22 protein-coding genes and 1 pseudogene are annotated in these 24,611 nt (G+C 72.7%); 16 read left to right on the top strand and 7 right to left on the bottom strand.

All coding sequences use genetic code 11. The features are described 5' to 3' along the window. Positions 1-2: 2 nt before the first annotated feature. On the bottom strand, positions 3-623 hold the full coding sequence (locus ACIA8Q_RS15510; RefSeq protein WP_396317292.1) for a universal stress protein: 621 nt from the start codon (positions 621-623) through the stop codon (positions 3-5). A gap of 359 nt (positions 624-982) precedes the next feature. Here ACIA8Q_RS15510 and ACIA8Q_RS15505 point away from each other — a divergent pair, with 359 nt between their 5' ends. From ACIA8Q_RS15505 to ACIA8Q_RS15490, 4 genes and pseudogenes are all read left to right on the top strand, one after another. After that, on the top strand, positions 983-1,966 hold the full coding sequence (locus ACIA8Q_RS15505; protein ID WP_396317291.1) for an Acg family FMN-binding oxidoreductase: 984 nt from the start codon (positions 983-985) through the stop codon (positions 1,964-1,966). Between the two features lie 393 nt (positions 1,967-2,359). After that, the gene (locus tag ACIA8Q_RS15500) at positions 2,360-2,869 is read left to right on the top strand and encodes a flavodoxin domain-containing protein (protein ID WP_360211007.1); all 510 of its coding nucleotides are present in this window, start codon (positions 2,360-2,362) and stop codon (positions 2,867-2,869) included. An 18-nt stretch (positions 2,870-2,887) separates the two neighbouring features. Then, positions 2,888-3,085, top strand: a pseudogene (locus ACIA8Q_RS15495) (putative PEP-binding protein); the annotation flags it as partial. A 185-nt stretch (positions 3,086-3,270) separates the two neighbouring features. After that, entirely contained in the window at positions 3,271-4,293 is a 1,023-nt protein-coding gene (locus ACIA8Q_RS15490; RefSeq protein ID WP_363365297.1) for a hexose kinase, read from the top strand. Here the strand turns inward: ACIA8Q_RS15490 and ACIA8Q_RS15485 are convergent. Both ACIA8Q_RS15485 and ACIA8Q_RS15480 read right to left on the bottom strand, forming a co-directional pair. Then, the gene (locus ACIA8Q_RS15485) at positions 4,288-5,676 is read right to left on the bottom strand and encodes a PP2C family protein-serine/threonine phosphatase (protein WP_396317290.1); all 1,389 of its coding nucleotides are present in this window, start codon (positions 5,674-5,676) and stop codon (positions 4,288-4,290) included. The genes ACIA8Q_RS15490 and ACIA8Q_RS15485 overlap by 6 nt on opposite strands. A 289-nt stretch (positions 5,677-5,965) precedes the next feature. Further along, on the bottom strand, positions 5,966-6,331 hold the full coding sequence (locus tag ACIA8Q_RS15480; protein ID WP_360211001.1) for a hypothetical protein: 366 nt from the start codon (positions 6,329-6,331) through the stop codon (positions 5,966-5,968). A 547-nt stretch (positions 6,332-6,878) separates the two neighbouring features. On the opposite strand from ACIA8Q_RS15480, the gene acsA reads away from it, so the two are divergent. The 5 genes from acsA (at position 6,879) to ACIA8Q_RS15455 (ending at position 12,345) form a co-directional block, all read left to right on the top strand. Continuing rightward, positions 6,879-8,672: an acetate--CoA ligase gene (acsA, locus tag ACIA8Q_RS15475; protein ID WP_396317289.1), complete on the top strand. Its 1,794-nt coding sequence runs from the start codon at positions 6,879-6,881 to the stop codon at positions 8,670-8,672. 110 nt (positions 8,673-8,782) lie between these two features. Beyond that, a complete protein-coding gene (gene pdhA / locus ACIA8Q_RS15470; RefSeq protein ID WP_360210997.1) occupies positions 8,783-9,718 on the top strand; it encodes a pyruvate dehydrogenase (acetyl-transferring) E1 component subunit alpha in 936 nt (311 codons plus the stop codon). After that, positions 9,715-10,716: an alpha-ketoacid dehydrogenase subunit beta gene (locus tag ACIA8Q_RS15465; RefSeq protein ID WP_360210995.1), complete on the top strand. Its 1,002-nt coding sequence runs from the start codon at positions 9,715-9,717 to the stop codon at positions 10,714-10,716. The genes pdhA and ACIA8Q_RS15465 overlap by 4 nt, the downstream gene beginning before the upstream one ends. A 1-nt stretch (position 10,717) precedes the next feature. Next, positions 10,718-12,106: a 2-oxo acid dehydrogenase subunit E2 gene (locus tag ACIA8Q_RS15460; protein WP_360210993.1), complete on the top strand. Its 1,389-nt coding sequence runs from the start codon at positions 10,718-10,720 to the stop codon at positions 12,104-12,106. Continuing rightward, entirely contained in the window at positions 12,103-12,345 is a 243-nt protein-coding gene (locus tag ACIA8Q_RS15455; protein ID WP_360210991.1) for an acyl carrier protein, read from the top strand. Before ACIA8Q_RS15460 ends, ACIA8Q_RS15455 begins: the two co-directional genes overlap by 4 nt. 204 nt (positions 12,346-12,549) lie before the next feature. Here the strand turns inward: ACIA8Q_RS15455 and ACIA8Q_RS15450 are convergent, their stop codons facing one another. Further along, a complete protein-coding gene (locus tag ACIA8Q_RS15450) occupies positions 12,550-12,741 on the bottom strand; it encodes a universal stress protein (protein WP_360210989.1) in 192 nt (63 codons plus the stop codon). A gap of 249 nt (positions 12,742-12,990) precedes the next feature. Here ACIA8Q_RS15450 and ACIA8Q_RS15445 point away from each other — a divergent pair, with 249 nt between their 5' ends. The 6 genes from ACIA8Q_RS15445 to ACIA8Q_RS15420 all read left to right on the top strand — a co-directional run bounded on the left by ACIA8Q_RS15445 (position 12,991) and on the right by ACIA8Q_RS15420 (position 18,252). Next, positions 12,991-13,512 carry a hydrogenase maturation protease gene (locus ACIA8Q_RS15445; protein ID WP_360210987.1) on the top strand — a complete coding sequence of 174 codons (522 nt, stop codon included), beginning with the start codon at positions 12,991-12,993 and terminating at the stop codon, positions 13,510-13,512. A 173-nt stretch (positions 13,513-13,685) separates the two neighbouring features. Then, the gene (locus tag ACIA8Q_RS15440) at positions 13,686-14,840 is read left to right on the top strand and encodes a 4Fe-4S dicluster domain-containing protein (RefSeq protein ID WP_396317288.1); all 1,155 of its coding nucleotides are present in this window, start codon (positions 13,686-13,688) and stop codon (positions 14,838-14,840) included. Continuing rightward, positions 14,837-15,301, top strand: a complete 465-nt coding sequence (locus tag ACIA8Q_RS15435; RefSeq protein WP_360210983.1) for a cyclic nucleotide-binding domain-containing protein — start codon at positions 14,837-14,839, stop codon at positions 15,299-15,301. The genes ACIA8Q_RS15440 and ACIA8Q_RS15435 overlap by 4 nt, the downstream gene beginning before the upstream one ends. Next, positions 15,298-16,131, top strand: a complete 834-nt coding sequence (locus ACIA8Q_RS15430) for an FAD/NAD(P)-binding protein (protein ID WP_360210981.1) — start codon at positions 15,298-15,300, stop codon at positions 16,129-16,131. The genes ACIA8Q_RS15435 and ACIA8Q_RS15430 overlap by 4 nt, the downstream gene beginning before the upstream one ends. Before the next feature lies 1 nt (position 16,132). Next, positions 16,133-16,915 carry an oxidoreductase gene (locus ACIA8Q_RS15425; protein ID WP_360210979.1) on the top strand — a complete coding sequence of 261 codons (783 nt, stop codon included), beginning with the start codon at positions 16,133-16,135 and terminating at the stop codon, positions 16,913-16,915. Beyond that, a complete protein-coding gene (locus ACIA8Q_RS15420; protein ID WP_396317287.1) occupies positions 16,912-18,252 on the top strand; it encodes a Ni/Fe hydrogenase subunit alpha in 1,341 nt (446 codons plus the stop codon). The genes ACIA8Q_RS15425 and ACIA8Q_RS15420 overlap by 4 nt, the downstream gene beginning before the upstream one ends. A 377-nt stretch (positions 18,253-18,629) precedes the next feature. Here the strand turns inward: ACIA8Q_RS15420 and ACIA8Q_RS15415 are convergent, their stop codons facing one another. The 3 genes from ACIA8Q_RS15415 to ACIA8Q_RS15405 form a co-directional block, all read right to left on the bottom strand. Continuing rightward, positions 18,630-21,005 carry a SpoIIE family protein phosphatase gene (locus ACIA8Q_RS15415; protein WP_360220737.1) on the bottom strand — a complete coding sequence of 792 codons (2,376 nt, stop codon included), beginning with the start codon at positions 21,003-21,005 and terminating at the stop codon, positions 18,630-18,632. A gap of 182 nt (positions 21,006-21,187) precedes the next feature. Next, positions 21,188-22,687, bottom strand: coding sequence for a long-chain fatty acid--CoA ligase (locus ACIA8Q_RS15410; RefSeq protein ID WP_360220740.1), 1,500 nt, complete (start codon positions 22,685-22,687; stop codon positions 21,188-21,190). Positions 22,688-22,957: 270 nt separating this feature from the next. After that, positions 22,958-23,551, bottom strand: a complete 594-nt coding sequence (locus ACIA8Q_RS15405; RefSeq protein WP_360220743.1) for a DUF6069 family protein — start codon at positions 23,549-23,551, stop codon at positions 22,958-22,960. Between the two features lie 188 nt (positions 23,552-23,739). Here ACIA8Q_RS15405 and ACIA8Q_RS15400 point away from each other — a divergent pair, with 188 nt between their 5' ends. After that, a complete protein-coding gene (locus ACIA8Q_RS15400; RefSeq protein ID WP_396317286.1) occupies positions 23,740-24,378 on the top strand; it encodes a TetR family transcriptional regulator in 639 nt (212 codons plus the stop codon). The last annotated feature ends 233 nt before the right edge of the window (positions 24,379-24,611 follow it).

Raw genomic sequence — 24,611 nt, 5'->3', positions numbered from 1 at the left:
GGTCAGGACGGGAGCCGGGGAACCGTGACGACCGGGCAGTGGGCGCGGTGCAGCGGCCCGTGCGGAACGGAGCCGAGCCGCATACCGGCGAACCCGCCGCGGCCGCGACGCCCCACCACGATGGCCAGGGCGTGCTCGGAAGCCTTGGCCAGTTCCTCGACCGGGTGGCCGCGGATCACCTCATGGGTGAGCTCCAGGTCGGGAGAGGACATGGACCGCCCGGCCGTGGTCTCGGCCAGTAGCCGCCACAACGTCCGGACGGCCCCCTCCTCGTCGAAGCGCGCGATCAGCTGGGACTGCCACACCCACACCGCCCGCAGCGCGGGGCCCCGCCGGGCCGCCAGGTCGAAGGCGACGTCGACGGCGGCAGCCGACGATTCGCTGCCGTCGACCCCGACCACCACGTAGGGCGGGTCCTGGGTGATGTGCTCGGGTGCGCGCACCACGACCACCGGGCAGTGCGCCTGGGCGCTCACCGGGACGGTCACCGAGAAGGCGCTGAGCAGCCGCAGAGGCAGGCCGCGCCGGTCGGCCTCGTCGGCGGCCCAGGCCAGCGCCATGGGCTCCGGTTCGAGGGCGTCTACGCCGAACACGATCGGACGGCGTTCGCTGGCGGACGTCATGGTTCTCCTCCACCCGTGCGGGGTCGGCGAGCCGTGGCCGGCCGCCGTGCCCATACCGGCACCGTAAGTCCGGCAGCGGTCGGGCGCGAGGGCCGACGGGCCCACGACGAACGGGCCCGCCTGCCCTCGGCCCGCCCCTCGCTCGGGCGCAGGACGGAGGGGCGCGCCGGGGTGACGGCGCAGCCCGAATGCATCGCGAATGGTCGTACGGTGCTGCTGCGGACATGCTGGTCGTAGAGGTCGATGCCGACCGACGTAGGCGCCTTGAGCTTCCCGACAGGCGTCGCGACCCGTGGCACACCGGACTCGTCGATCGCACCGTCTCGAGCCGCTGCCTGGGGAGCAAGGAGATGACCGTCATGACCGAGCCGTCGCTGACCCCCGCCGAGTACCGTCTGCTGGCCGCCGCCGGGGGAGCGGCACCCTCGCTGCACAACAGCCAGCCGTGGCGCTTCCGTCCCACGGCGGACGCGCGCGGTCTCGAGGTGTACGGCGATCCGGCCCGCGCCGTCCCGGTCACCGACCCGGACGGGCGGGCCCGGTGGATCTCGGTCGGTGCTGCACTGTTCAACCTTCGGACGGCTGCCGACCATCTCGGACGAGGAGCGGCGGTGCGGCTGCTGCCCGACCCGGCGGAGCCGGAGCTGGCCGCTGTTCTTGAGTTCTCGGAGTCGGCATCGACGCTCGACCCGGACCTGTACGCGGCGATCCCGCACCGGCACTCCAGCCGCCGTCCGTTCACCAACCGTGACGTGCCCGAAGCCGTGCTCGGGGAGTTGATCGCCGCCGCGGGAGCCGAGGGTGTGGTGCTCTCCCCGCTGGAAGAGGCCGGCGTCCGCCAGGTCCTGGCGCTCACCGCCGAGGCCGAGCAGCGGATCGCCGCCGACGTCGCCCGCCAGGCCGAGACCCGCGGTTGGCTGCGCCTGGAGGAGCCCGCCACCGACGGAATCCCCGCCGCTGCCCTCGGGCCGCTGGACCACGAGGCCCGGGTGCCGATGCGCAGCTTCACCGGGCCCGCGCCGGCGGTGCCGTCCGAGCGTTTCGAGGCGCTGCCGCAGGTGTGCACCCTCACCACTCACGGCGACCGGCCGGAGGACTGGCTGCGCGCCGGTCAGGCGCTGGAACACGCCTGGTTGCTGGCGACCGCCCGCGGGGTGCGGGTCTCCGTGCTGCACCAGGCGGTCGAGTGGCCCGACACCCGCAGGCTGCTCCGCGACCCGTCCGAGGGACCCGGCCATGTGCAGATGGTGGTCCGGGTCGGCTACGGCCCGCCCGGCGCGGCGACACCCCGCAGGCCGGTCTCCGAGATCCTTGATCTGGCGGGTCTTCCGGAGAGCGCGTGATGGGACGCCGGACCGTGGGCGAGACGATGACCCCCGAGGTCGTCAAGGTCACGCCGGAGCCGAGCACGGCGGCGGCGAAGCCTCGCGGGTCGGTGTGCCGGTCGAGGGGGCCGACAACGACCTGATGGCCATGGAGCCTCAGCGCCGATGCGATGCGCTCTGCAACACCGCGCGTGGAGCCGTGCGCTCGCAAATCCGACGAACACCTTCATCGCGTGCCTCCCGGCTCTCATCTCCGTGGCTCCATCACAGTGCGCCGCAGACCTGCGGTAGGAGGGCCGACCGCCCCCATGCGCGGGGCGGTCGGCCCTGGTGCGGGAGTGTGCGCCGCCGCATCCTGGATGTGCCGGCCGGTCCGGACCAGACCGGTCACAGTCTCGACGGAGGCTCGCTATGAAGAAGCAGAAGATCCTGGTCGCGTACGGCAGCAAACACGGCGCCACGGCGGGCATCGCCGACGAGATCGGCCGGGCACTGGATCGGGACGGCTTCGAGGCGGCCGTCGTCCCAGCGGCCGACGTCCGTGACGTGGCCGGGTACGACGCCGTGATCCTCGGCAGTTCGCTCTACGCCGGGCATTGGCATCGCGACGCTCTCCGCTGTGCCCATCGCAATGCCGAGGCGCTGGTGGAGCGGCCGGTCTGGCTGTTCAGCAGCGGTCCGGTGGACAGCTCCGCCGAGCAGCACGACATCCCGCCCGTGCGTGGTGTGGCCAAGGAGATGGGGCGTCTGCACGCACAGGGGCACGTCACCTTCGGTGGCAGCATCACTGCGGGGACACCCGGCCGGATCGCCCGCTCACTGGTCCGGCACGGCAAGGGCGGGGACTTTCGCAACCCGGAGCAGATCCAGAGCTGGGCCCACCAGGTCGCGAGCGAGATGCGCTCCCGCGCGGAGGCGTAGCGGGCGGAGACCGATCCTGCCGTCACTCGGAGCATCGAGGCCTTGATCGCCACAGCGCACGCGGTCGGCCGCCCGGTGGGCCTGCGCGGCCAGAGGCCCAGTGACGACCCGGCGTTCACCCGGTTCCTGGTGAGTGCCGGGATCGACTCGATCTCGGTGGCGCCGGACAGCCTCGTGGCCGTGAAGGAGCACGTGGCCGCCGCCGAACGGGCCTGACCGCGGGTGGCACAGGTGGGATTCGCCCATCGGGGGCTGCGGGGTTCCCCCGATCGTGCCTCCTGCGCTCGCGCAGCACGATGGAAGGAGTGACCGAATGAGGAGATCGAGATGGTCGGCGCCCTGCTCCACCGACGTGGGTACTGGTGGCCTTCGACCGACATCGCAACCGCCGTGTCACCGCGATGAACGGCCCTGACGTGTCCGGTCCGCTTGCGGCAGGTAGCGGCGGGAGGAGTCCGCGGCCGGAGACCGTGCCCCCGATCCTCACCCTGACGGTGAACCCCACCGTCGACATCTGCTGCGAGGTCGACCGCCTGGCGGACATCGGCAAGACCCGTGCCAGGGTCAGGTTCGTGGCCGCCGGCGGCGGAGGGATCAACGTCGCCCGGGGCGTGTCGCGGCTCGGAGGGCGGGCGATTGCCGTCCACACTGCCGGCCGCGAGGTCGGCCAGCGCCTCAACCGGCTACTGGACGAGGAGGGGGTCGACCACCTCCCCGTCGGGATCGCGGGTGAGACCCGCGAAGCGTTCGTGCTGTTCGAGACCGAGTCACGCCGCAGCTATCACATCGTGCCGCCAGGCCCGCGCCTGGACGACGCGGAGGGAGAGCGTCTCCTGGACGCGCTGGGCCGAGCAGCCGGCGGTCACCAGTACGTCGTGGCCAGTGGAAGCCTGCCCAGCGGCCTGCCCGAGACCTTCTACGCCGCTGTCGCCCGCCGGGTCAAGGAGTCCGGGGCCCGGCTGGTGCTGGACACCTCGGGGCGGGCCCTGCGCGAGTCGCTCCACGAGGGCGTCTTCCTGCGGAGGTGCAACAATCACGAAGCCGCCGGCCTCGTCGGCCGGGCGGTCCGGAGCTTCGACGACGCCCGCAGCGTCAACGAGTCACTACTCGCCGCAGGAGCGACTGAGATCGCCGTCACCACCCTCGGGGAACTCGGCGCACTCTGTTCGACCAGGTACGGTCACACCGAGTTGCGAGCCCCGCCGTCGCCCGGCGAGCCGCTCAGCGATGCCGGGGCCGGAGACGCCATGGTGGCCGCCCTCACGCTTCGGCTGGCCGCAGGCGACGATCCGGTGGAGGCCTGTGCCCTCGGGGTGGCCGTGGCCGCCGCATCGGTGCTCACCCCCGACACCGAACCGTTCGATCGAGAGGTGGCCGAGTCCCTCTACCCCGCGGTGCGAATAGGACGGCAAACCGGCTCATGACCGAACTGCCCCCGGCCGTCCGTGCCCGCCGACGGTCGCCGCTTCGGCGTCGGCGGGCCGAACTGCGACGTCGCCATGGACGGGTCCGCAGCGGCGGATGTCGTGCTCGCTCCTCGGATCAGGTGCGGTGGGCGGGGTGCGCAGGGTGAGGACGGCGAGGTCGTCGCGTCCATCGGAGAGGTGGGCGTCGGCCAGGGTCCGGCACAGGTCTTCGAGGGGCAGAGCGGCGTGGGCGGCGGCGACCTGGGCAAGGGTGGTGAGGCCGGCGTTCAGGGAGCGGTGGGGGTGCTCGACCAGGCCGTCCGTGAAGAGCACGAGGGTGGCGTTGCCGGGCAGGGGGTGCTTGTGGTCGGGGCGGGGCACGTCCGGGTCGACGCCGAGGGGCAGGCCGGGGTCGCCGTGCAGGTAGCGGGCGGTGCCGTCGGGGCCGATCAGGAGCGGTGGCGGGTGTCCGGCGCTGCTCCAGTGGAGCGTCCAGCCGTCCTGGGCGGGTTCGATGCGGGCGAGGCAGGTGGTGGTGACCGGGTTGTCGGTGATCGCCTGGAGGGTTCGATCGAGCTGCGTCAGGACACCGCTGGGCGGGGTGCGGCGGTCGTAGAGGAGGGCGCGCAGCATGTTGCGGGTCTGGGCCATGGTGGCGGCGGATTTCAGGTCGTGTCCGGCGACGTCGCCGATGACCAGGCCGCAGGCGCCGTCGGGGAGCATCAGGGCGTCGTACCAGTCGCCGCCGACGTGGTCCGGGACGGCGGCGGGCCGGTAGATCGCCGCGACGGAGAAGGGCGCCACATCGGGCAGGCTGGGAAGGAGGAGACGCTGGAAGTGCTCGGCGTTGGCGCGGACCTGCCGGTAGAGGCGGGCGTTCTCGATGGCGAGGCCGGCTGCGCCGGCAAGCGCCACGAGGATGTCCTGGTCGTGGTCGTCGAAGGGCTGTCCGTCGCGCCGCTCGCAGAGGTAGAGGTTGCCGTAGACCCGTCCACGGCCGGTGAGCGCCACCCCGAGCAGTGTCCGCATCGGCGGGTGGCCCGGCGGGAATCCGACCGCGTCCGGGTGGGCGCCGATGTCCGCGACACGGAGCGGTTCGGGGTGGTCGATGAGGTGTCCCAGGAGTCCGCGGCCGTGCGGAAGCGAGACGCCGGCCAGCGCTGCGACCTGCGGCTCGCTCAGCCCGACGGGGATGAACTCCTCCAGGTGTTCGCCGTCCTCGCTCAGCACGCCGAGTGCACCGTAGCGGGCGTCGACCAGGCCCATCGCCGTGGTGATCACCCGGCGGAGCACGACCGGCAGCTCCAGGTCCCGGCCCACCGCTATCACCGCGTCCAGCAGGTCCTGGAAACGGCGCTGGGTGTGGGCCAGGTCCCGTAGACGTTCGACGATCCGGTCCATCTCATCGTCGATTCGGTGGCTGCGGTCTGAAACCTCCGCCCACCCGGATCCATCCTCCGGATCCACCCGGCCCACCTTCGATTCCCCTGCTGGACGACCACACCTTCGACGCATTGCGCTTCCAGGAGGCGGACGCATCGGCGTCGTGCTGATGTCAACCGTAGGCAGGCCCGCCGCCGATCGCGACTGCGACGGGTACCGCCGATCCTCAGCTGCCGCGGCGGCACTCGGTCGATTTCCCGCGGTGGGGTTGCCACGGCCACGCGCCCCTGTCCTCCGCTCGGCCGCGTCAGCGGTGCCACCGTCGTTGCTCTGCCATCCGGCGCCGGACGACGACCAGGTCGATCACCGCCACGACCGTGGACACGGCGCACAGCACTGCGAGGCCCGTGAAGAACGGACGGTCGGCGCGCGGTGCGGGGAGTGCGTTCGCCGCAAGCAACGTGAAGACGATGGTCCCGAGCAGGAAGAACGGGACGAAGATCCGTCCGAGTAGCCGCCGGGCCGGAAGATCGCTGCGCGCCCAGCGGGGCTCGGTGCCGACGTGCCGCCACCGCCGGGCGGCGGCCCGCGCGCGGCGGTCGGCCGCCATGGCCCTCCAGCGCTCGACGATGCGTTGCGACCCGTGATGCGGTGTGTGGAACGGCTGCGTCATCTTCTCGTGGACCTTCCGTGTGATGCGCTCCATCCGTCGCCGGCGGCCGCCGTGTCCCCTCGGCCTCGGCCGGAAGGGGACGGTGATGTCTACGGGATCCCGGTTGCCCCCCTGGGCGCCGGTACGTGTACGGGGTCGGCCGCAGGCAGGTGAACGGGCTTGGCCGCGAGTCGGGCGATCAAGGCGGTCGTTTCGGCTCCCTCCGTTGGCGGACCTGCGGCAACAGCCGGGCCCGGGAACGTGCCGCCGCGAGCAGAGCGACCGGGAGGCGGGGGGCCGGTCTTCGACCCTCCTACCGCGAGCCTGCCCCGCACCCGGAGCGAGCGACAGGGCCGAACGGGCCTACTGCCCGTCGTGACCGGCCCACCCAAGTGCAGGATCTCCTGCACTGACGGGTCACCCACGGCGTTCCCGGAGCGGGCGGGCGGGCGGGCGGGCGGGCGGGCGGGCGGTCGGGCGGTCGGGCCGTGCCGCGCCCCCCAGGCCGGACGGTCCTGTGTCTGCCAGGCTGGAAGAGGCCCTGTCGGCGATCCGGAAGGGAGCGGCCATGGAAGCCGAGGCCATTCGGGCCAGGACGGTGCCAGGAATCGCGCCCAATCTCGCCGACTACGAGCGGGCCCGGTGCGATTTCTCGTGGGAGTCGGCGCGTGCGGCGCTCGACGGGCTGCCGGGCGGTCGGGGGCTCAACATTGGATACGAGGCGGTCGACCGGCACGTCGCCGCCGGACGCGGCGAACACGCCGCGCTGCGCTGCGTTGCCGTGGATCGGCAGGTCGGCACGGTGACGTACGACGAGCTGGCCCGCCGGACGAACCGCTTCGCGAACGTGCTGTGTTCACTGGGTGTCGGCCGCGGCGACCGGGTCGCCTCGCTGCTGAGCCGGTGTCCGGAGCTGTACGTGTCCGCTCTCGGGACTCTGAAGAACACCTCGGTGTTCTGCCCGCTCTTCCCCGCCTTCGGACCGGTCCCGGTCGAGGAGCGCCTGCGGCTCGGCGGTGTGCGGGTCCTGGTCACGACCGAGGACCTCTACCGGCGGAAGGTGGCTGCGCTGCGCGAGCAGGTGCCGCAGCTGGAAACGGTGCTGATCGTGGGACCGTGCGCCGAGCCGCTGCCGGGCACCCGTTCCTTCGACGCGCTGCTGGCGCAGGCGTCCGAGGACTTCACGATCCCGGACACCGACCCGCAGGAGATGGCGCTGCTGCACTTCACCAGCGGCACCACCGGTACCCCGAAAGGTGCGATCCACGTGCACGAGGCCGTGGTGGCCCACCACGCCACCGCCGCGTTCGCCCTTGACCTGCACCCCGACGACGTCTTCTGGTGCACCGCCGACCCGGGCTGGGTCACGGGCACCTCCTACGGGATCATCGCGCCGCTCACCCACGGGGTGACGATGGTGGTCGACGCAGGGGAGTACGAGGCCCGCCGGTGGTACGGCATCCTTGCCGAGGAGCGGGTGAGCGTCTGGTACACGGCTCCGACCGCGATCCGGATGCTGATGCGGGCAAGCCCTCGGGGGAGCCCGCCCGACCTGCCGCGATCCTTCGACCTGTCGGCGCTGCGGTTCATCGCCAGCGTCGGCGAACCGCTCAACCCGGAGGCGGTCCGCTGGGGGCAGGAGGTCCTGGGTCTGCCGATCCACGACAACTGGTGGCAGACGGAGACCGGCGCGATCATGATCGCGAACTTCGCGGCCACCGAGATCAGGCCCGGCTCGATGGGCCGCCCGCTGCCCGGCGTCGTGGCAGGCCTGCTGGAACGAGGGCCGGACGGGCGAGCAGTAGTGACGGAAGGCCAGGCACGGGAGATCAGGACGCCGGGGCGGGAGGGCGAGCTGGCGCTGCGGCCGGGCTGGCCGTCGATGTTCCGCGGCTACCTGCACGCACAGGAGCGCTACACAGCCTGTTTCGCCGGCGGGTGGTACCTGACCGGCGACGTGGCCCGGCGCGACGAGGACGGCTACTACTGGTTCGTCGGCCGCGCCGACGACGTGATCAAGTCTGCCGGCCACTTGATCGGGCCGTTCGAGGTCGAGAGCACCTTGATGGAGCATCCGGCGGTCGCCGAGGCGGGGGTGATCGGCCGTCCCGACCCGGTCGCCGGCGAGATCGTCAAGGCGTTCGTCTCCCTCAAACCGGGATTCGAGCCGGGCACCGGCCTGGCCCGCGAGATCACCGCCTTCGCGCGCAGGCGACTCGGACCGGCCATCGCGCCCCGCGAGATCGCCTTCGACCAGCACCTGCCCAAGACCCGCAGCGGCAAGGTGATGCGCCGACTGCTGAAAGCCCGTGAGCTGGGCCTGCCGGAGGGTGACACCTCGGCCCTGGAGGAGTCCCGATGAGCCCGCGCCGAACGGCGGCAGCACCGACCGCGGCGCGTGGCAGGACCCGTGCGCGCAGCCGCAGCGGACCCGCCGCGCAGGCGGCCCACCGCCGAGATCTCCTGCGGGAGATGGTGCGCATCCGACAGTTCGAGGAGCGCTGTGTCGAGCTCTACAGCAGTGGCGAGGTCCGGGGCTTCGTCCACCTGTGCATCGGCGAGGAGGCCGTCTCCGCGGGCGTCCTCGGCGCTCTCGGACCTGAAGACGCGGTGGTCAGCACCTACCGCGAGCACGGCCACGCGCTGGCCCGCGGTATCCCCGCCGAGTCGGTGTTCGCCGAGATGCTCGGCCGGGTGACCGGCTGCAGTCGGGGCCGGGGCGGTTCGATGCACCTGTTCGACGTGAGCCGGCGGTTCTACGGGGGCCACGGCATCGTGGCGGGCGGCCTGCCGGTCGCCGCCGGGCTGGCCCTCGCCGACCGGATACGCGGACAGGAACAGGTGACCTGCTGCCTGTTCGGCGACGGCGCACTCGCCGAGGGCGAGTTCCACGAAACGGCCAACCTTGCCGCACTCTGGGACCTTCCGCTGCTGCTCGCCTGCGAGAACAACCTCTACGCCATGGGCACCGCGCTGAACCGCGAACACGCCCAGACCGACCTGGTCGCACGCGCGGCCTCGTACGGCCTGGTGGCTTGGGAGGTCGACGGGATGGACGTGCTGGCCGTCGAGCGGGCCGTCGCACGGGCCGCCCGGGCGATCCGGGACGGCACCGGACCGGTCTTCCTGGAACTGCGCACCTACCGTTTCCGCGCGCACTCCATGTACGACCCGGACCGCTACCGGGACAAGGCAGAGGTCGAGCGCTGGAAGGAGCGTGACCCGATCCAGGTGCTCAGCACCCGGATGCGGGCCGAGGACGGCCTTGACGACAAGGCGCTGGCCGCGGTGGAGAAGGAGGTCAGCGAGGAGCTGGCCACGGCTCTCGACCACGCGCGACAGGGCGGGACCGAACCGGTGGAGGATCTGCTGCGCTTTGTGTACAGCCCGGCTGGGGGGTCGTCATGACCGGTGGCGGGGCCCGTCGGGCCGAGTCGATGAGCTACCGCGAGGCGATGCGGGAAGCGATGCGGGAGGCGCTCGCGGCCGACGAGCGGGTCTTCCTGATGGGTGAGGACGTGGGCCGCTACGGTGGGGCCTTCGGTGTCAGTCTGGGTTTGGTGGAGGAGTTCGGCCCCGAGCGGGTCCGGGACACCCCGCTCTCGGAGTCGGGCTTCGTCGGGGCCGGCATCGGTGCGGCGATCGCCGGGCTGCGTCCGATCGTGGAGATCATGACGGTCAACTTCAGCCTGCTCGCATTGGACCAGATCCTGAACAACGCGGCGACGCTGCTGCACATGTCCGGCGGGCAGGTGGCGGTCCCGCTGGTGATCCGGATGACCACCGGCGCCGGACGCCAACTCGCTGCCCAGCACTCGCACAGTCTCGAAGCCTTCTATGCGCACATCCCCGGCATCCGGGTCCTCGCCCCCGCCACCGTGGCCGACGCGCGGTGGATGCTCGCCCCGGCACTGGCCGACCCCGACCCCGTGATCGTCTTCGAGCACGGCTCCCTTTACAACGGCACCGACAACACCGCGGACGACCCCGGACCGGTCGACCTCGACAGCGCCGCAGTACGCCGACCCGGCACCGACGTCAGCCTCGTCACCTACGGTGGCTCGCTGGGCAAGGCCCTGGCCGCCGCCGAGCAACTCGCGGCCCAGGACCAGGTGGACGCCGAGGTGGTCGACCTTCGCAGCCTGCGCCCGCTCGACGATGCCACCGTCATCGGCTCGGTGCGTCGCACCCACCGCGCGGTGATCGTCGACGAGGGCTGGCGCAGCGGCGGCCTGTCCGCCGAGGTCGCGGCACGTATCACCGAGCAGGCCTTCTACGACCTCGACGCGCCGGTCGAGCGGGCGTGCGGCGCGGAGGTGCCGGTGCCGTACGCCGCGCAACTGGAGCAGGCCGCGCTGCCCCAGGTCCCCGACATCGTGGCGGCAGCGCTCAGGGCGGTGGGCTGAGATGGCCGAGTTCACGATGCCCGCACTCGGCGCCGACATGACCGAGGGCACCCTGCTCGAATGGCTCGTTCACCCCGGCGACCAGGTGCACAAGGGTGACATCGTCGCCGTCGTCGACACCGCCAAAGCCGCGATCGAGGTGGAGTGCTTCGAGAGCGGTGTCGTGGAGCGCCTGCTGGTCGAGCCGGCCGAGACCGTGCCGGTCGGGACGCCGCTGGCAGTGATCAACCCGGTGAACGCTGTCACACAGCGGCCAGCCCCGCCGGCACCCGCCGAGCCGACAGCCGCACGCGCGCCAGCACCGACCCCGCTGGTACGTCGCCTCGCCGAGGAGCGCGGGGTCGACCTGAGTTCCGTGCACGGCACGGGGCCCGGCGGCCGGATCACCCGTGCCGACGTGCCGGCCGCCCCGCAGCCTGAGCCCGAGGCCGAGGCTGCGTCGCCGCAGGGCCGGGCGGTGACCGCGCCCCCGGTCGCTGCCGCGCCCGCAGTGCCCCCGCCGGCGAGGACGACAGGCCGGGTCCGTTCGACGCCGATGGCACGGCGCCTGGCCGCGGAGAGTGGGGTCGATCTCGCGGGGGTTCGGGGTACCGGAACGGACGGTGCGATCCGGGTCGCCGACGTCCGGGCCGTGCTGACCGGCTCCGAGACCGCTCCCGCCGCTCGGACCGCTCCCACCGTCGAAGTGCCGCCCACCCCCGACCGGCACGCCGAGACCGCCGATCGTTCCGAGGCGATGCGCCGTGCCATCGGTGACCTGATGACACGCTCCAAGCGCGAGATCCCGCACTACTACCTGTCCACCACCATCGATCTGGGCCCGGCGGTGGCGTGGCTGCGTGAGCAGAACCGCGGGCTCCCGGTCTCCGAGCGCCTGGTCCCCGCCGCCCTGCTGCTCAAGGCCGTAGCGCGGGCTGCCCGTGAGGTTCCCCAGCTCAACGGCTTCTTCGCCGACGGCCGGTTCGTCCCGGCGCCCGAGGTCCACCTGGGCGTCGCGGTGTCGCTGCGCGGCAGCGGCCTGGTGGCTCCTGCCATCCACCACGCGGCCGACCTGTCGCCGGCGGAACTCATGGCCCGGCTCCGGGACCTGGTGGCCCGGGCCCGGTCCGGTCGGCTGCGCGGCTCCGAGACCACCGACCCCACCATCACCGTGACCAGCCTCGGCGACCAAGGCGTGGAAGCGGTCTTCGGTGTCATCCACCCTCCCCAGGTCGCCCTCGTCGGCCTGGGCAAGGTGGTCGACCGCCCCTGGGCCGTCGACGGCCTGCTCGGCGTGCGTCCCGTGGTGACAGCGACCCTCTCCGCCGACCACCGGGCCAGCGACGGCGCCACCGGCGCCCGCTACCTGATGGTGCTCGAACGGCTACTGCGCACACCGGAGGAACTGTGAACCGTGACCAGGCCCTGCTCCTCGTCCAGGAGGCGCTCACCGAGATCGTCCCGGATGCAGACTTCACCACGATCGGACCCGACACCGCCTTCCGGGAAGCCCTCGAACTCGACTCGCTGGACTTCCTGAGCCTCGTCGAACGACTGACCGAGCGCGCCGGCTGTCGGATCGACGAGGACGACTACCCCCGCCTGACCACCCTGAGCAGCGCCGCTGCCTTCCTCACCGGGCGGACCTGACGCACCCGGGTCCGACCGCGCGCTGTCCCGCACGTCCACCGACGACGACGGAACGGGACTCTCCAGGGTCGATCATCGTTCCTCCGACCGGAGTCGTACCTACTCCGGCAGCAGCGGCGGAGCCGTCGGCACCGCCGGGCGCATCGACCGCTTCGCCGTCGGCATGGTCCTCACCTCCCAGGGCGTCCCGGGGCATCGCCGAGGCTACGACACCGTCGTCGTCGACAACCCGACCGGCGCCACGTCCGGCTGCCCGAGCATCTCCTCGGCCATCCAGGGCCAGGCCAGCAGCAGCTCCAGGCGCAGCCCGCGCAGTTCCGCCTCGCGCACGGCCCACTGCGCGGCGGCGGTGCTTTCGGGTGATCCGTCGTATCCGACGGTGATCGGGGCGTTCACGGCGACCTCCGAGAGGCTCGGACGGGCTGGTCTGCTGTCCGTCCCGCCCGCCGGCCGCTACGGCGACCGGTGCCGGTCGGCCCCGATCGCGGGTTGACAGACCCTGACCGGGCTCCGGCCGCTCGTGTCGATCGGCTCCTCCGCTGCTGTCCGACCGGGCGGACCCGCGCGCCGCGGGGCCAATGGGGCCCTCCGGGTGCAGGATCGGAGCCACCCGGGCGTCCGGGTCGGCGCCGCTGGGGAGGACGCATGGGTGGCACCGCCGGGCGGGCCTCGCCGCCCGGTCGCATCGTCGTCATCGGGGTCGGCAACCGGCTGCGGGGCGACGACGGCGTGGGCGCCGCCGTGGTGGACGTGCTGGCCGCCGACCCGTACCCGGTGGCGCGCCTGGCGGCCTGTGACGGTGAACCCGCGCGTCTGATCGAGCTCTGGGACGGTGCGGAGCTGGCCGTCGTGCTGGACGCGGTCAGGGTGTCGCCGGAGCGGGCGGGCCGGTTGCACCGGCTGCGGCTCACCGGGCCGGGGGCGTCTGTGGCCGGGACGGTGACCGCCGAGCCGGCCGCAGCCGGGTCGCACGGCCTCGGCCTCGGCCATGCCCTCGCGCTGGCCGAGGCCCTGGACCGGGTGCCCCGCGAGCTGGTCCTGCTGGCGATCGGGGGGAGCGCCTTCGGACTCGGGCATGGACTCGGCCCCGCCGTCGCCGAGGCCGTCCCCGATGCCGCGGCGGCGGTGCGCGCGATCGTGGCTAGGCACCGCGCGGGTCGGCGATGACCGTCCGGCGCCGCGGTCGACCCGGACACGTCGCCCGTCCGGGGGAGCCGTGGCGTCGGTCCGGCGCGGCGGCGGGCCGCTGCGCGGCTTTCCGGCGTCGGCGGCGCAGGATGGGCGGGCGACGTCGGGCCTGGCTGCCCGGTGGCGCCCATCAGCACCGGGAGGTTACCTTCATGACCAGTGCTCCGGCGGCCGCCGCGGTCATCGACCGGGCGGGGCTCGACGCGCTGATCCGGGTGCTCGCTGCGCAGGGCCGCACCGTGGTCGGGCCGACCGTGCGCGACGGCGCCGTCGTCCTGGCCGAACTGGCATCCGGTGACGAGCTGCCGTACGGCTGGGGCGTCGAGCTGGAGGCCGGCCACTACCGGCTCCGCCCCCGTCCCGACGGCGCGGCCTTCGCCCACAGCGCGGGGCCGAACTCGTGGAAGGCGTTCCTGCACCCGCAGCGCGAGCGCCAGTGGAGCGCGGACCGGGCCGCCGACGGCGGCCCGGCGTTCCGCGCCGACCCGCCGCCGACCGTCTCCTACGCCTTCCTCGGCGTGCGCCCCTGCGACCTGCGGGCCATCGCGATCCAGGACCGAGTGCTCACCGGCGGACCGCATGCCGACGGGCGGTACCGGTCCCGGCGCACCCGGGCGTTCCTGGTGGCCGTGGAGTGTACCGAGCCGGGCGCCACCTGCTTCTGCGTCTCGATGGGGACCGGACCTGCGGCCGGACCGGGCTACGACCTGGCCCTGACCGAGCTGGTCGACGAGGACGGCCACCGGTTCCTGGTCCGGGCGGGCAGCCCGGAGGGCGAACAGGTCTTGGCGGCGCTGCCCGGCCGCCCGTCCGACCCGGACACCCGGGACGCGGCCGACCGGGTCGTGCGTGAGGCGGCGGACCGGATGGGCCGCGCCATGCCGCCGGTGGACCTGCAGGCCCTGATGCGCGACACCCTGGACGCCGAGCGCTGGGACGAGGTCACCGCGCGCTGCCTGACCTGCGGAAACTGCACCATGGTGTGCCCCACCTGCTTCTGCACCACGGCCGAGGACGTCACCGACCTGACCGGTGACCACGCCGAGCGTTGGCGGCGCTGGGAGTCCTGCTTCGACCTGGAGTTCACCCACCTGCCGACCGGTCCGGTCCGCTCGTCGCCGCGCAGCCGGTACCGGCAGTGGCTCACCCACAAGATCGGTACCTGGCACGACCAGTTCGGCAGTTCCGGCTGTGTGGGCTGCGGCCGGTGCATCGTCTGGTGCCCGGTCGGGATCGACATCACGGAGGAGGCCCACGCCCTCGACCAGGAGCGCCGGGCCGTGGACGACCTGCGGCAGGCGCCGTGACGGACCTGCTCGCCGGCCTGGCCACCGCGCACCGGGACCGCCTGCTCGCCCTCGGCCGCGACGTCGCCTGGCCCGACGGTACCCGGATCTTCGAGGAGGGCGGGCCGGCCGACCGGTTCTGGCTGGTCCGCAGCGGCCTGGTCGCGCTCGACGTCCACGCGCCGGGCCGTGGCGCGCTCGTCGTCGAAACCCTCGGCGATGGCGAACTCCTCGGCTGGTCATGGATGTTCGAGCCGTACCGTTGGCAGCTCGGGGCGGTGGCCCGGGGCGCGGTGGAGGCGACCGAGTTCGATGCCCGGGCCGTACGGGAGGCGATGGACGACGACCCGGCGTTCGGACTCGACCTGATGCGCCTGATCGGCGCCCAGGCGATCGGACCGCGGCTGCACGCGGCCCGCACCCGGCTGCTCGACCTCTACACCGGCGGACCGGGTGCCGAAGGGAACGGGTCTGCGTGGTGACGGCCCACACGGACGGCGCCGCAGCCGAACTGCCCGTCCCCTACCGGGTCGTGGCGCGCACGGTGGACACGTCGGACACGGCCACGCTCGTGATCGAGCCGACGGGCGACTCCCTCGGGCCGTTCGCACCGGGACAGTTCGCCATGGTCTACGCCTTCGGTGTCGGTGACGCCCCGTTCTCGGTGAGTGGGATCGACGGCCTCCGACTGGCGCACACCGTACGCGCGGTCGGCGCGGTCTCCCGTGCGCTGCAGGGACTGCGGCCGGGGGAGACGGTGGGCGTGCGCGGACCATTCGGCACCGCGTGGCAGCTGCCCGGGACGCCCGGGGCGGACGTGCTGGTGGTTGCCGGAGGCATCGGCCTGGCACCGCTGCGGCCGCTGGTGGAGTCGGCACTCGCCGAATGGGACCGCACCGGAGCCGTGGCGGTCCTGGTCGGCGCCCGCACACCCGCCGACCTGCTCCACCCCGCGGACCTCGACCGCTGGCGGTCGGCGGGCGCCCGCGTGCTGACAACGGTCGACCGGCCGGACGGCGCATGGCGCGGCGAGGTCGGCGTGGTGACCACCCTGCTCGACCGGGCTGGCATCGACCCGACCCGCACCACCGCCTTCCTCTGCGGGCCCGAAGTGATGATCCGGGCGGTCGCCCGGGACCTGGTGCACCGCGGGTTCGCCCCGGACCGGGTGCAGGTCTCCCTGGAGCGCACCATGCACTGCGGCATCGGCCACTGCGGCCACTGCCAGCTCGGCCCCCTGCTGCTCTGCCGCGACGGCCCGGTGGTCACCTGGGACACGGCAGAACACCAGCTCATGGTGAGGGAGTTGTGAGATGGACCGACCCCGGCTGGCGGTGTGGAAGTTCGCCTCCTGCGACGGCTGCCAGCTCACCCTGCTCGATTGCGAGGACGAACTCCTCGCCCTCGCCGAGCGGGTGGAGATCAGCCACTTCCTGGAGGCGGCCACCGCGCCGGCCCCAGGCCCGTACGACCTCTCGCTGGTCGAGGGCTCGATCACCACCGCCCAGGACGCCGAGCGCATCCACCGCGTCCGGGCCGCGTCCCGGTACCTGGTGACCATCGGCGCCTGCGCCACCGCCGGCGGCATCCAGGCCCTGCGCAACACCGCGGACGTGGCCGAGTACCGGGCCGTGGTGTACGCGCGGCCCGAGTACGTCGAGACCCTGGCGACCTCCACGGCGATCGCCGCCCACGTCCCGGTCGACTTCGAGCTGCGCGGCTGCCCGATCGACCGCGGGCAACTGGTCGAGGTGATCACCGCGTACCTCGCGGGCCGCACGCCCGACGTGCCGCGGCACAGCGTCTGCTTCGAGTGCAAGCGGCGCGGCACCGTCTGCGTGACCGTCGCCCACGGCACGCCCTGCCTGGGGCCGGTCACCCACGCCGGATGCGGCGCGCTCTGCCCCGCCTACGCGCGCGGCTGCTACGGCTGCTTCGGCCCGTCGAACTCGACCAACCTCCCCGCCTTCGTCCCGCTGCTGCGCCGCGACGGACTGGCCGGACCCGGTGCCGTGCGGGTGCTGCGCACCTTCAACACCGCCGCCCCCGAGTTCGACGCCGCCGCGCGGCAGATCGCCGAGGAGGCGGAGCGGTGACCGGCGACGACACCCGTGAGCTGCACCTCGGCCCGCTCGGCCGGGTCGAGGGCGAGGGCTCGCTGCACCTGGTGCTGCGCGACGGCGAACTCACCGGCGCCCGACTGGCGATCTACGAACCGCCCCGGTTCTTCGAGGCGTTCCTGCGCGGCCGCGGCCACACCGAACCGCCCGACCTCACCTCCCGGATCTGCGGCATCTGCCCGGTCGCCTACCAGCTCAGCGCCTGCCGCGCGCTGGAGGACGCCTGCGGGGTGCGCGTCGAGGGCCAGGTGGCCGCGCTGCGTCGGCTGCTGTACTGCGGCGAGTGGATCGAGAGCCAGGCCCTGCACGTCCACCTGCTGCACGCCCCGGACTTCCACGGCTGCGACAGCGCCATCACACTCGCCCGCACCCACCGCGAGGACGTGGCCCGCGGCCTGCGGATCAAACAGGCCGGCAACGCGATCGTCGAACTGCTCGGCGGCCGCGCGATCCACCCGGTCAACGTCCGGCTCGGCGGCTTCCACCGGGTGCCCACCCAGGCCGAACTGCGGCCGCTGGCCGAACTCCTGCGCCGGGTGCGGGACGACGCGGTGGAGTCGGTCCGCTGGGTGAGCGGCTTCGACTTCCCCGACGCGGTCTGTGACGCCGACCTGTTCGCACTCGCCGAACCCGACCGCTACGCCATCGAGTCCGGCACCCCCACCGTGCTGCGCACCGACGGCGACCGCCGGACCGTCCGCACCTTCCCCCTGGCCGAGTTCGGGACTCACGTGGTCGAGCACCAGGTGCTGTACTCGACCGCGCTGCATGCCCGGCTGGACGGCCGCCGGCACCTGACCGGCTCGCTCGCCCGGTTCGCGGTGAGCGGGCACCTGCTGCCGGCCGAACTGCTGGACCTCGCCATGGCCGGCGGCCTCGGCGACCCCCGCACCGGCGCGGTCAGCCGCAACCCCCACCGCAGCATCGTGATCCGGGCGATCGAGGTGCTGTACGCGGTCGACGAGGCGCTGCGGATCATCGACGAGTACCGTGCCCCGGCGCGTCCGCACCTCCCGGTCCCCGCCCGCGCCGCAACCGGCCACGGCGCCACCGAAGCGCCGCGCGGCCTGCTCTACCACCGCTACACGCTGGCCGCCGACGGAACCGTGAGCGATGCCGTCCTGGTACCTCCGACCGCGCAGAACCAGGGCGCGATCGAGTCGGACGTGATGCGCGTGGTGCGCGCCCGCCTGGCCGTCGGGCCGCCCGCCGAGGACGCCGAGCTGGCCGCGCTGAGCGAGCGGGCGATCCGCAACCATGATCCGTGTATCTCCTGCTCAGCGCACTTCCTCAGGCTCTCCGTCGAGCGCTGAACCGGTTGGTGTCCGGACACCGCGGGCCCTCGCGGAGCGTCGATGGGACACTGGTGAGGGCGGTCGACCGCACGGTGTGGTCGAGCGTGCCCGCGCCGCGCGCGGACCGCCCAACGCGCCGAGAACGACGGGAACCGACCGATGTCACGCACCGTTGGCAGTGGACACCGACGATTCCCACCAAAGCGTCCGCACTTGACGCTTCGTTCCGTCGGTCAAGTGCGCGCCGACAGGACCAGCGGCGATCCGAGCGTTGGATTCGGGTGGTGCGATGCGGCTGTGGGCGCTCTCGTCGAGGCGTGGCGTGACCTGCTTCTGAACGACCGGTCGGGATGGCGCGCAGAAGCTGACCCGGTCGGTCATCACCGTCCGAAGGGTCAGTGGATGGGTTGTTCGGCCCAGATGGTCTTGCCCGTGTGCGTGTAGCGCGTGCCCCAGCGCTCGGTGAGCTGGGCGACGAGCAGCAGCCCGCGGCCGCCTTCGTCGCTCAGCCGGGCCCGGCGCAGGTGAGGGCTCGTGCTGCTGCCGTCGGACACCTCGCAGGTGAGTGTCTGGTTCTTGATCAGCCGGAGCCGGATGGGGCCGGTGGCGTAGCGGATGGCGTTGGTGACCAGTTCGCTGACAACGAGTTCGGTGACGAATGCCAGGTCCTCCAGCCCCCACGCGGTGAGGCGGTCGCAGGCCTGCCGGCGTGCCTTCGCCACGATCGCCGTGTCGCGGGGCAGGTCCCACGAGGCCAGGCTGTCCCGGCCGAGGCCCCGGGCACGGAGCAGCAGCAGGGCGACGTCGTCGCCGTCGGGCTGGGGGTGCAGTGTCTCCAGGACGCTGTCGCAGAGCGCTTCGAGCGGGGTCGTGGGGCGGCCGAGTAGCCGGCGCAGTGTGCGGATCCCCTCGTCGATGTCGTGGTCGCGTCCCTCGATGAGGCCGTCGGTGAACAGGGCCAGCAGGCTGCCTTCGGTGAGCTCGAGCTCGGCCGCCTCGAAGGGCAGGCTGCCCAGCCCGAGAGGAGGACCGATCGGTACGTCGACGGTACGGGTCGTGCCGTCCGGGTGGACCAGGATCGGGGCCGGGTGGCCGGCCCGCGCCAGGGAACAGCTGCCGGAGACGGGGTCGTAGACGGCGTACAGGCAGGTGGCTCCGATGTCCCCTGGGAGTTCGGCGTCGTCGTCGGCGACCTGTGGAGGCGTTGCGTGGGTGACGATGTCGTCGAGGTGGGTGAGCAGTTCGTCGGGCGGCAGGTCGATGTCGGCGAGAGTGCGTACGGCTGTGCGGAGGCGGCCCATGGTGGCAGTGGCGTTGATGCCGTGGCCCACGACGTCGCCGACCACGAGGCCGATCCGGGCGCCGGGCAGGGGGATCACGTCGAACCAGTCGCCGCCCGCACCTGCGCTGCCTCCCGCGGGTACGTAGCGGAAGGCCGTCTCCGCGGCTGGGTGGACTGTCGGTTCCCGGGGTAGCAGGGAGCGTTGCAGAGCCAGGGCGATGCCGCGCTCGCGGGTGAAGCGGCGCGCGTTGTCCAGGCAGATCGCGGCCCGGGTCACCAGGTCCTCGGTGACGGTCAGGTCGTCGGGGCCGAAAGGGTCGGGAGCGGTTGCGTACCTGAGCAGCAGGACCGTACCCAGGACCGTGCCCCGGGCCCTGATCGGCACCGCGATCATGGAGCGCGCCCCGAACGCGTCGGCATGGGCCGCGTGGGGCGGGTCCTCGGCCAGCCACTGGACGATCTCGGGGTCCGTGAAGTCCGACAGCTTCGGACGGCCGTCGGCCAGGCAGCGGGCGAGGGGAGAGGACGGCGGAGGCGTGCGCACCTCGTCGGCATCGAGCAGGGCGCCGGGCGGGAGCCGGCGAGAGCATCCCTGGGCCGCGCGCCGCAGGGTCGCCGGCCCGATCGGCGAACCGGGAGGCGGTAGCGCGCCGCGCAGGACGACGTCGAGCAGGTCGACGGCGGCGAAGTCCGCAAAGCGGGGTACCAGGACGTCGACGAGCTCCTTGGCACTGCCCGCCACGTCGAGGCTCGTTCCCATGCGGGTCCTGGCCTCGCTCAGCAGGGCGAGCCGCTCGCGCGTGTTGTACTGCTCGGTGTGGTCGTCCGCGGCCAGGCCCACCGCCCGGACCCGGCCGTCCGCATCCTTGAGCGGGAAGATGTCGACGGCCCAGGCGTGAGCCTTCTCCTCCTGCGGCAACCTGACGAAGAGCTCCGTGTACTCGGGCTCGCCGGTCCGGCTCACCCGCAGGATCCGCCGTTCGGCCTCCTCGAATGCGGGACCTGGCAGGAACTCGGTGAGCCGCCGTCCGGGGATCTCCGTCTCGGGGAGGCCGACCACCCGCTTGGTGGCCTCGTTCGCCGTGAGTGCCCGCCCGTCACGGTCGTAGATGGCGAGAACTCTCGACATCTGGTCGAACGCCCATAGCGCGAGCCTGTCGTTCGCCGGAGTCGGTGCAGCCGGGCAGGGGGAGAACACCACCAGCACAGCCTCCTGCTTTCCTGCATCGGGCAGGGGAAACAGGTGGGTCCGGACGTCGAGCAGGCGCCCGTCACGGTGCCGCAGAGTCGGCTCGTCGGGGGAGAGAAGGTCGGCCAAGGGCGTGCCGATGATCTGCGTTGACGAGTATCCGAGAAGGGCCTGCGCTTCGGCGCTCCAGTACGCCACGCGTCCTCCCCCGTCCGTCACGGCGACCGCGACCGAGATGTCCGCGGGAGTCGTGCCCGGTGAACACGAGCGTCGGTCGGGCCGCTCGCCGGATCGTTCCATGGCGGTGCACCTGGCCCTCCTGCCTCATGGCGCACCATCCAGCATCATCCGGCCGGTGGGGGACCGCAAGGCAGCCGACGGCGGAGGTGCGCCGGCATCGCCGTCGGCTGCGCGACCGTCGGCGCCTGCTGCTCGGCCCCACGCCGCCCCGGGAGCCGGTGCCGGGGCGGAGCGGACCCGGGTCACGACTCGAGCGGTGCCACGACGATCTCACGCTTGAGGATCTTGCCGGTCGGCCCCTTGGGGAGGGCGTCGGTGAGCGTGACCACCCGGGGGTACTTGTAGGCGGCCACGCGGGCCTTCACGTGGTCGCGGATCTCCTCGGCGGTGGCGCGTGCCCCGGGTTTGAGGACGACCGCTGCGGCGACCTCCTGTCCGAGCAGTCGGTCCGGCACGCCGACGACGGCGGCCTCGGCGACCGCCGGGTGCCGGTACAGGACCTCCTCGACCTCGCGGGGGTAGACGTTGTAGCCGCCGCGGATGATCAGGTCCTTCGTGCGGTCGACGATGAAGTAGTAGCCGTCCTCGTCGACCCGCGCGAGGTCGCCGGTGTGGAACCAGCCGTCGCGGATCGCATCAGCGGTGGCGTGCGGCTGGTTGTGGTAGCCGACCATGACGTTCTCGCCGCGGATCGCGATCTCGCCGATCTCGCCGGGCGCGGCCCTCGTGCCGTCCCGTCTCACCAGGCGCAGTTCGACGCCGCGGACGGGCAGGCCGATGGAGCCGGGCTTGCGGGGGCGGTCCGGCGGGTTGAAGGCGGCCACCGGGGACGTCTCGGACAAGCCGTAGCCCTCCAGCACGTCGACGCCGAAGCGCTCCTCGAAGCCGTGCAGCACCTCGACCGGGAGCGCTGCGCCGCCGGAGACGGCCAGGCGCAGGCGGGTGGCCTCGAATCCGTCGGGAAGCTCCGCGTGCAGCAGTGCCGCGTACATCGTCGGGACGCCGAAGAAGATGCTGACGGCGTCCCTTCTGATGATCGCCAGTGCCGCCGCCGGATCGAACCGGGTGAGGAGGGTCAGTGTGGCGCCGGCGGCCACGGCCGTGTTGAGGGCGCACGTCTGGCCGAAGGCGTGGAACAGCGGCAGGCCGCCGAAGAGCACGTCGTCGGGGCCGACGTGGAACAGCGTCTCCATGGCGGTGGTGGCGTTGCCGAGAAGGTTGCGGTGCGTCAGTTCGGCGCCCTTGGGCGTGCCGGTGGTGCCCGACGTGTAGAGGATCACCGCGAGATCGGAGTCCTTCGTGTCGGCGACGGCGGGCCGCGGGTCGGTGTGGCCGAGCCGTGCCTCGAACTCGGCCGGATCGACGACCAGGAGTCCGGTTCCGGTGGTCCTGGCCGCAACGGCGGCCTCGGCTGCCGCCATCGGTGATGCCAGCAGAAGCCGGGCACCGCAGTCGCGCAGGACGTGGGTGATCTCGTCGGCCTTGAGCAGCGGGTTCGTCGGCACGACGACGGCGCCCGCGCGGAGGATGCCGTAGTAGACCACGGGAAAGAGCGGCACGTTGGGCAAGGACAGGGCGACCCGGTCGCCCGGGCGGACGCCGCGGGCCTGCAGCAGGGCGGCGGTTCGGGCGCTCAGGTCGTCGAGCTGGGCGTAGGTCAGTGCGGTGTTCTCGTGCCGCACGGCGATTCGGTGGCCGTGGGTGGACGCTGAGCTGGTCAGCAAGGTGGCCAGGTTCGTCATCGTGGTTCCTCGGAGTCCGGCTGGACGGTGGTTGGTCAAGTGGGATGTGGCGTCGGTCAGCGAGGGCGGTCCGCCGATGAGCCGGCCGGGCAGGGAGCGGCCAGAACGGGCCTGACTGCTCTGCTGCTCGTCCGGCCGGGCACATGGGCCGTGGTCACGGCCGTCTCCGGGGCGGGGGAGGTGCGACCCCTCGGACCGGGGACGGGTACAGCGGCCTGCGGAGCCCGGAGGGGGTGGGCCGGGGAGTCCTCGATCGGTCTGGGTCCGGTGTCAGGATCGGTGCGCTGACGTGATCACGAACGTCGGGATCACGACCGCGCCGACGATCAGGTGCATCAGGGCCAGCAGGAACTGGTCGGCCACGCTGATTCCGGCCCCGTTGTAGGGAAGGCTGCCGGCGAGCGTCAGTACCGCGAGCACCGTCCAGATGACGGTGGCCCGCTGGGGGGCGAACCGTTCCAGCAGTTCCAGCAGTGCCCAGCCGAGCAACGTCGGGACGATCGAGGATGCGCTGACCAGGCTGACCAGGACGGACTGGGCCGGCAGGCCGAACACCGCGGGCGTCTTCAGGTTGTATCCGAAGCCGCCGGTGAGGACGAGCATGTACAGGAGGTTCGCGAGGAGACCGACGGCGACGGCAATGGCGCGTGCCAGCCGGTCCGGGGCGCTCGTTGAGGAATGGGCGGATGGTCTTGGTGGGGGCGATGCGGCGGACACGGTGACTGCTCCGTTCGAAGGGCCAACCTCAGGGGATGACGGGCAGGACGGGGTGAGGGTGGCGGTCGGCGGGCGGTGGATTGGGGCCCCGCCACCTGTGAAACCGGGGTTCACTCGCCTTGAGCACAGGCATGAGCACAGTTTCATCAGCCGTTGAAACTATTTCAGCGTATGGTGAAACTGTCGCGGGTGGCAAGGGCTGTCGGCGTCGATCGGGGCGGAGGGTCGCCGCACTGGTCGACGGCAGCAAGATGGACGGCCTCAATTTCACTGTATGGTGAAACTGTTCGAGCTCGCGGCAAGCCGCGGCGGCGCGCAAGCGGGCGAGTGCGGACATGGCGAAGGGGGTGTGGGGCATGGCGGCACGACCGGGAAGGGGGCCCCGGGGAGAGCCTGGCGAGCAGGCCGACCGCATCCTTGCGGCAGCGCGCAGATCCTTCGCCGAACGGGGCTTCGGCGGGACATCGTTGCGAGCCGTGGCGCGCGCCGCCGATGTGGACCCCACCCTGGTGAACTACTACTTCTCCAGCAGGATGGGGCTGCTGAAGGCGGCGTTGGAGCCGCCCGAGGCCTTCGGGGAGGGAATCGCCGAGGCCGCCGAGGCGCCACTGGGGGAGCGCGGGCAGGCCTTCGTGGAGGCGGCGCTGTGCATGTGGGACGATCAGGCCAATGCGGAGATCCTCAGTTCGATCATCCTCGCCGCAAGCCATGAACCGTTCGCGATGGAGCGCCTCCGCGAGGTCTTCTCGGACCTCGCTCTGCAGGCGGTGTCGGCGAGCCTTCCCGACGGAGCGGCGCGCCTGCGCGCGGACCTGGTCTCCACGCAGCTCGTGGGTCTGGCCATGGCTCGGTATGTCTGGGCAATCGACCGCATCGCCGACGTGCCCGGGGAGCGGGTGGTCCGGCTGATCGGGCCGGTCGTGCAGCACTACCTCACCGGCACCCTGGGCGGCGACGCCTCGAAGGGGATCTGACCGGAGGTGGTTGCCCGGGCGGCCCTGTGCAAGGGGGCGTCGCAAGCCGGCCGGGTGAAGCGGGTCCGCTCGACCTTGGGGGGTGCATACCCGCGCTTCGCGCCGGCGCGGGCGGAGTCGTGCCTTTCGGCTGCTTGGTTCGCGGGCGGCGCCGCACGGGTGCCGTGCTGCGGCTGGACCGGATGGCCGTTGCCCGGTGCCGGATGTGCTGGACGCCTGCTGCGCCCCGCGCC

The sequence above is a fragment of the Kitasatospora sp. NPDC051705 genome (genome assembly GCF_044453265.1).
In the GTDB taxonomy this organism is placed as follows: Bacteria; Actinomycetota; Actinomycetes; order Streptomycetales; family Streptomycetaceae; genus Kitasatospora.
Note: the sequence above shows the minus strand (reverse complement) of the source record. Positions and strands in the feature narration are given on the sequence as shown.

Excerpts from the sequence above, each read along its gene's own strand:
- acsA (WP_396317289.1), top strand. The coding sequence starts at position 6,879 with ATGGAAGCCGAGGCCATTCGGGCCAGGACGGTGCCAGGAATCGCGCCC.
- ACIA8Q_RS15510 (WP_396317292.1), bottom strand. The coding sequence starts at position 623 with ATGACGTCCGCCAGCGAACGCCGTCCGATCGTGTTCGGCGTAGACGCC.
- ACIA8Q_RS15405 (WP_360220743.1), bottom strand. The coding sequence starts at position 23,551 with ATGAAACTGTGCTCATGCCTGTGCTCAAGGCGAGTGAACCCCGGTTTC.
- ACIA8Q_RS15485 (WP_396317290.1), bottom strand. The coding sequence starts at position 5,676 with ATGGACCGGATCGTCGAACGTCTACGGGACCTGGCCCACACCCAGCGC.
- ACIA8Q_RS15465 (WP_360210995.1), top strand. The coding sequence starts at position 9,715 with ATGACCGGTGGCGGGGCCCGTCGGGCCGAGTCGATGAGCTACCGCGAG.
- ACIA8Q_RS15445 (WP_360210987.1), top strand. The coding sequence starts at position 12,991 with ATGGGTGGCACCGCCGGGCGGGCCTCGCCGCCCGGTCGCATCGTCGTC.
- pdhA (WP_360210997.1), top strand. The coding sequence starts at position 8,783 with ATGGTGCGCATCCGACAGTTCGAGGAGCGCTGTGTCGAGCTCTACAGC.
- ACIA8Q_RS15410 (WP_360220740.1), bottom strand. The coding sequence starts at position 22,687 with ATGACGAACCTGGCCACCTTGCTGACCAGCTCAGCGTCCACCCACGGC.
- ACIA8Q_RS15460 (WP_360210993.1), top strand. The coding sequence starts at position 10,718 with ATGGCCGAGTTCACGATGCCCGCACTCGGCGCCGACATGACCGAGGGC.
- ACIA8Q_RS15490 (WP_363365297.1), top strand. The coding sequence starts at position 3,271 with ATGAACGGCCCTGACGTGTCCGGTCCGCTTGCGGCAGGTAGCGGCGGG.
- ACIA8Q_RS15500 (WP_360211007.1), top strand. The coding sequence starts at position 2,360 with ATGAAGAAGCAGAAGATCCTGGTCGCGTACGGCAGCAAACACGGCGCC.
- ACIA8Q_RS15425 (WP_360210979.1), top strand. The coding sequence starts at position 16,133 with ATGGACCGACCCCGGCTGGCGGTGTGGAAGTTCGCCTCCTGCGACGGC.
- ACIA8Q_RS15400 (WP_396317286.1), top strand. The coding sequence starts at position 23,740 with ATGGCGAAGGGGGTGTGGGGCATGGCGGCACGACCGGGAAGGGGGCCC.
- ACIA8Q_RS15415 (WP_360220737.1), bottom strand. The coding sequence starts at position 21,005 with ATGGAACGATCCGGCGAGCGGCCCGACCGACGCTCGTGTTCACCGGGC.
- ACIA8Q_RS15440 (WP_396317288.1), top strand. The coding sequence starts at position 13,686 with ATGACCAGTGCTCCGGCGGCCGCCGCGGTCATCGACCGGGCGGGGCTC.
- ACIA8Q_RS15505 (WP_396317291.1), top strand. The coding sequence starts at position 983 with ATGACCGAGCCGTCGCTGACCCCCGCCGAGTACCGTCTGCTGGCCGCC.
- ACIA8Q_RS15480 (WP_360211001.1), bottom strand. The coding sequence starts at position 6,331 with ATGACGCAGCCGTTCCACACACCGCATCACGGGTCGCAACGCATCGTC.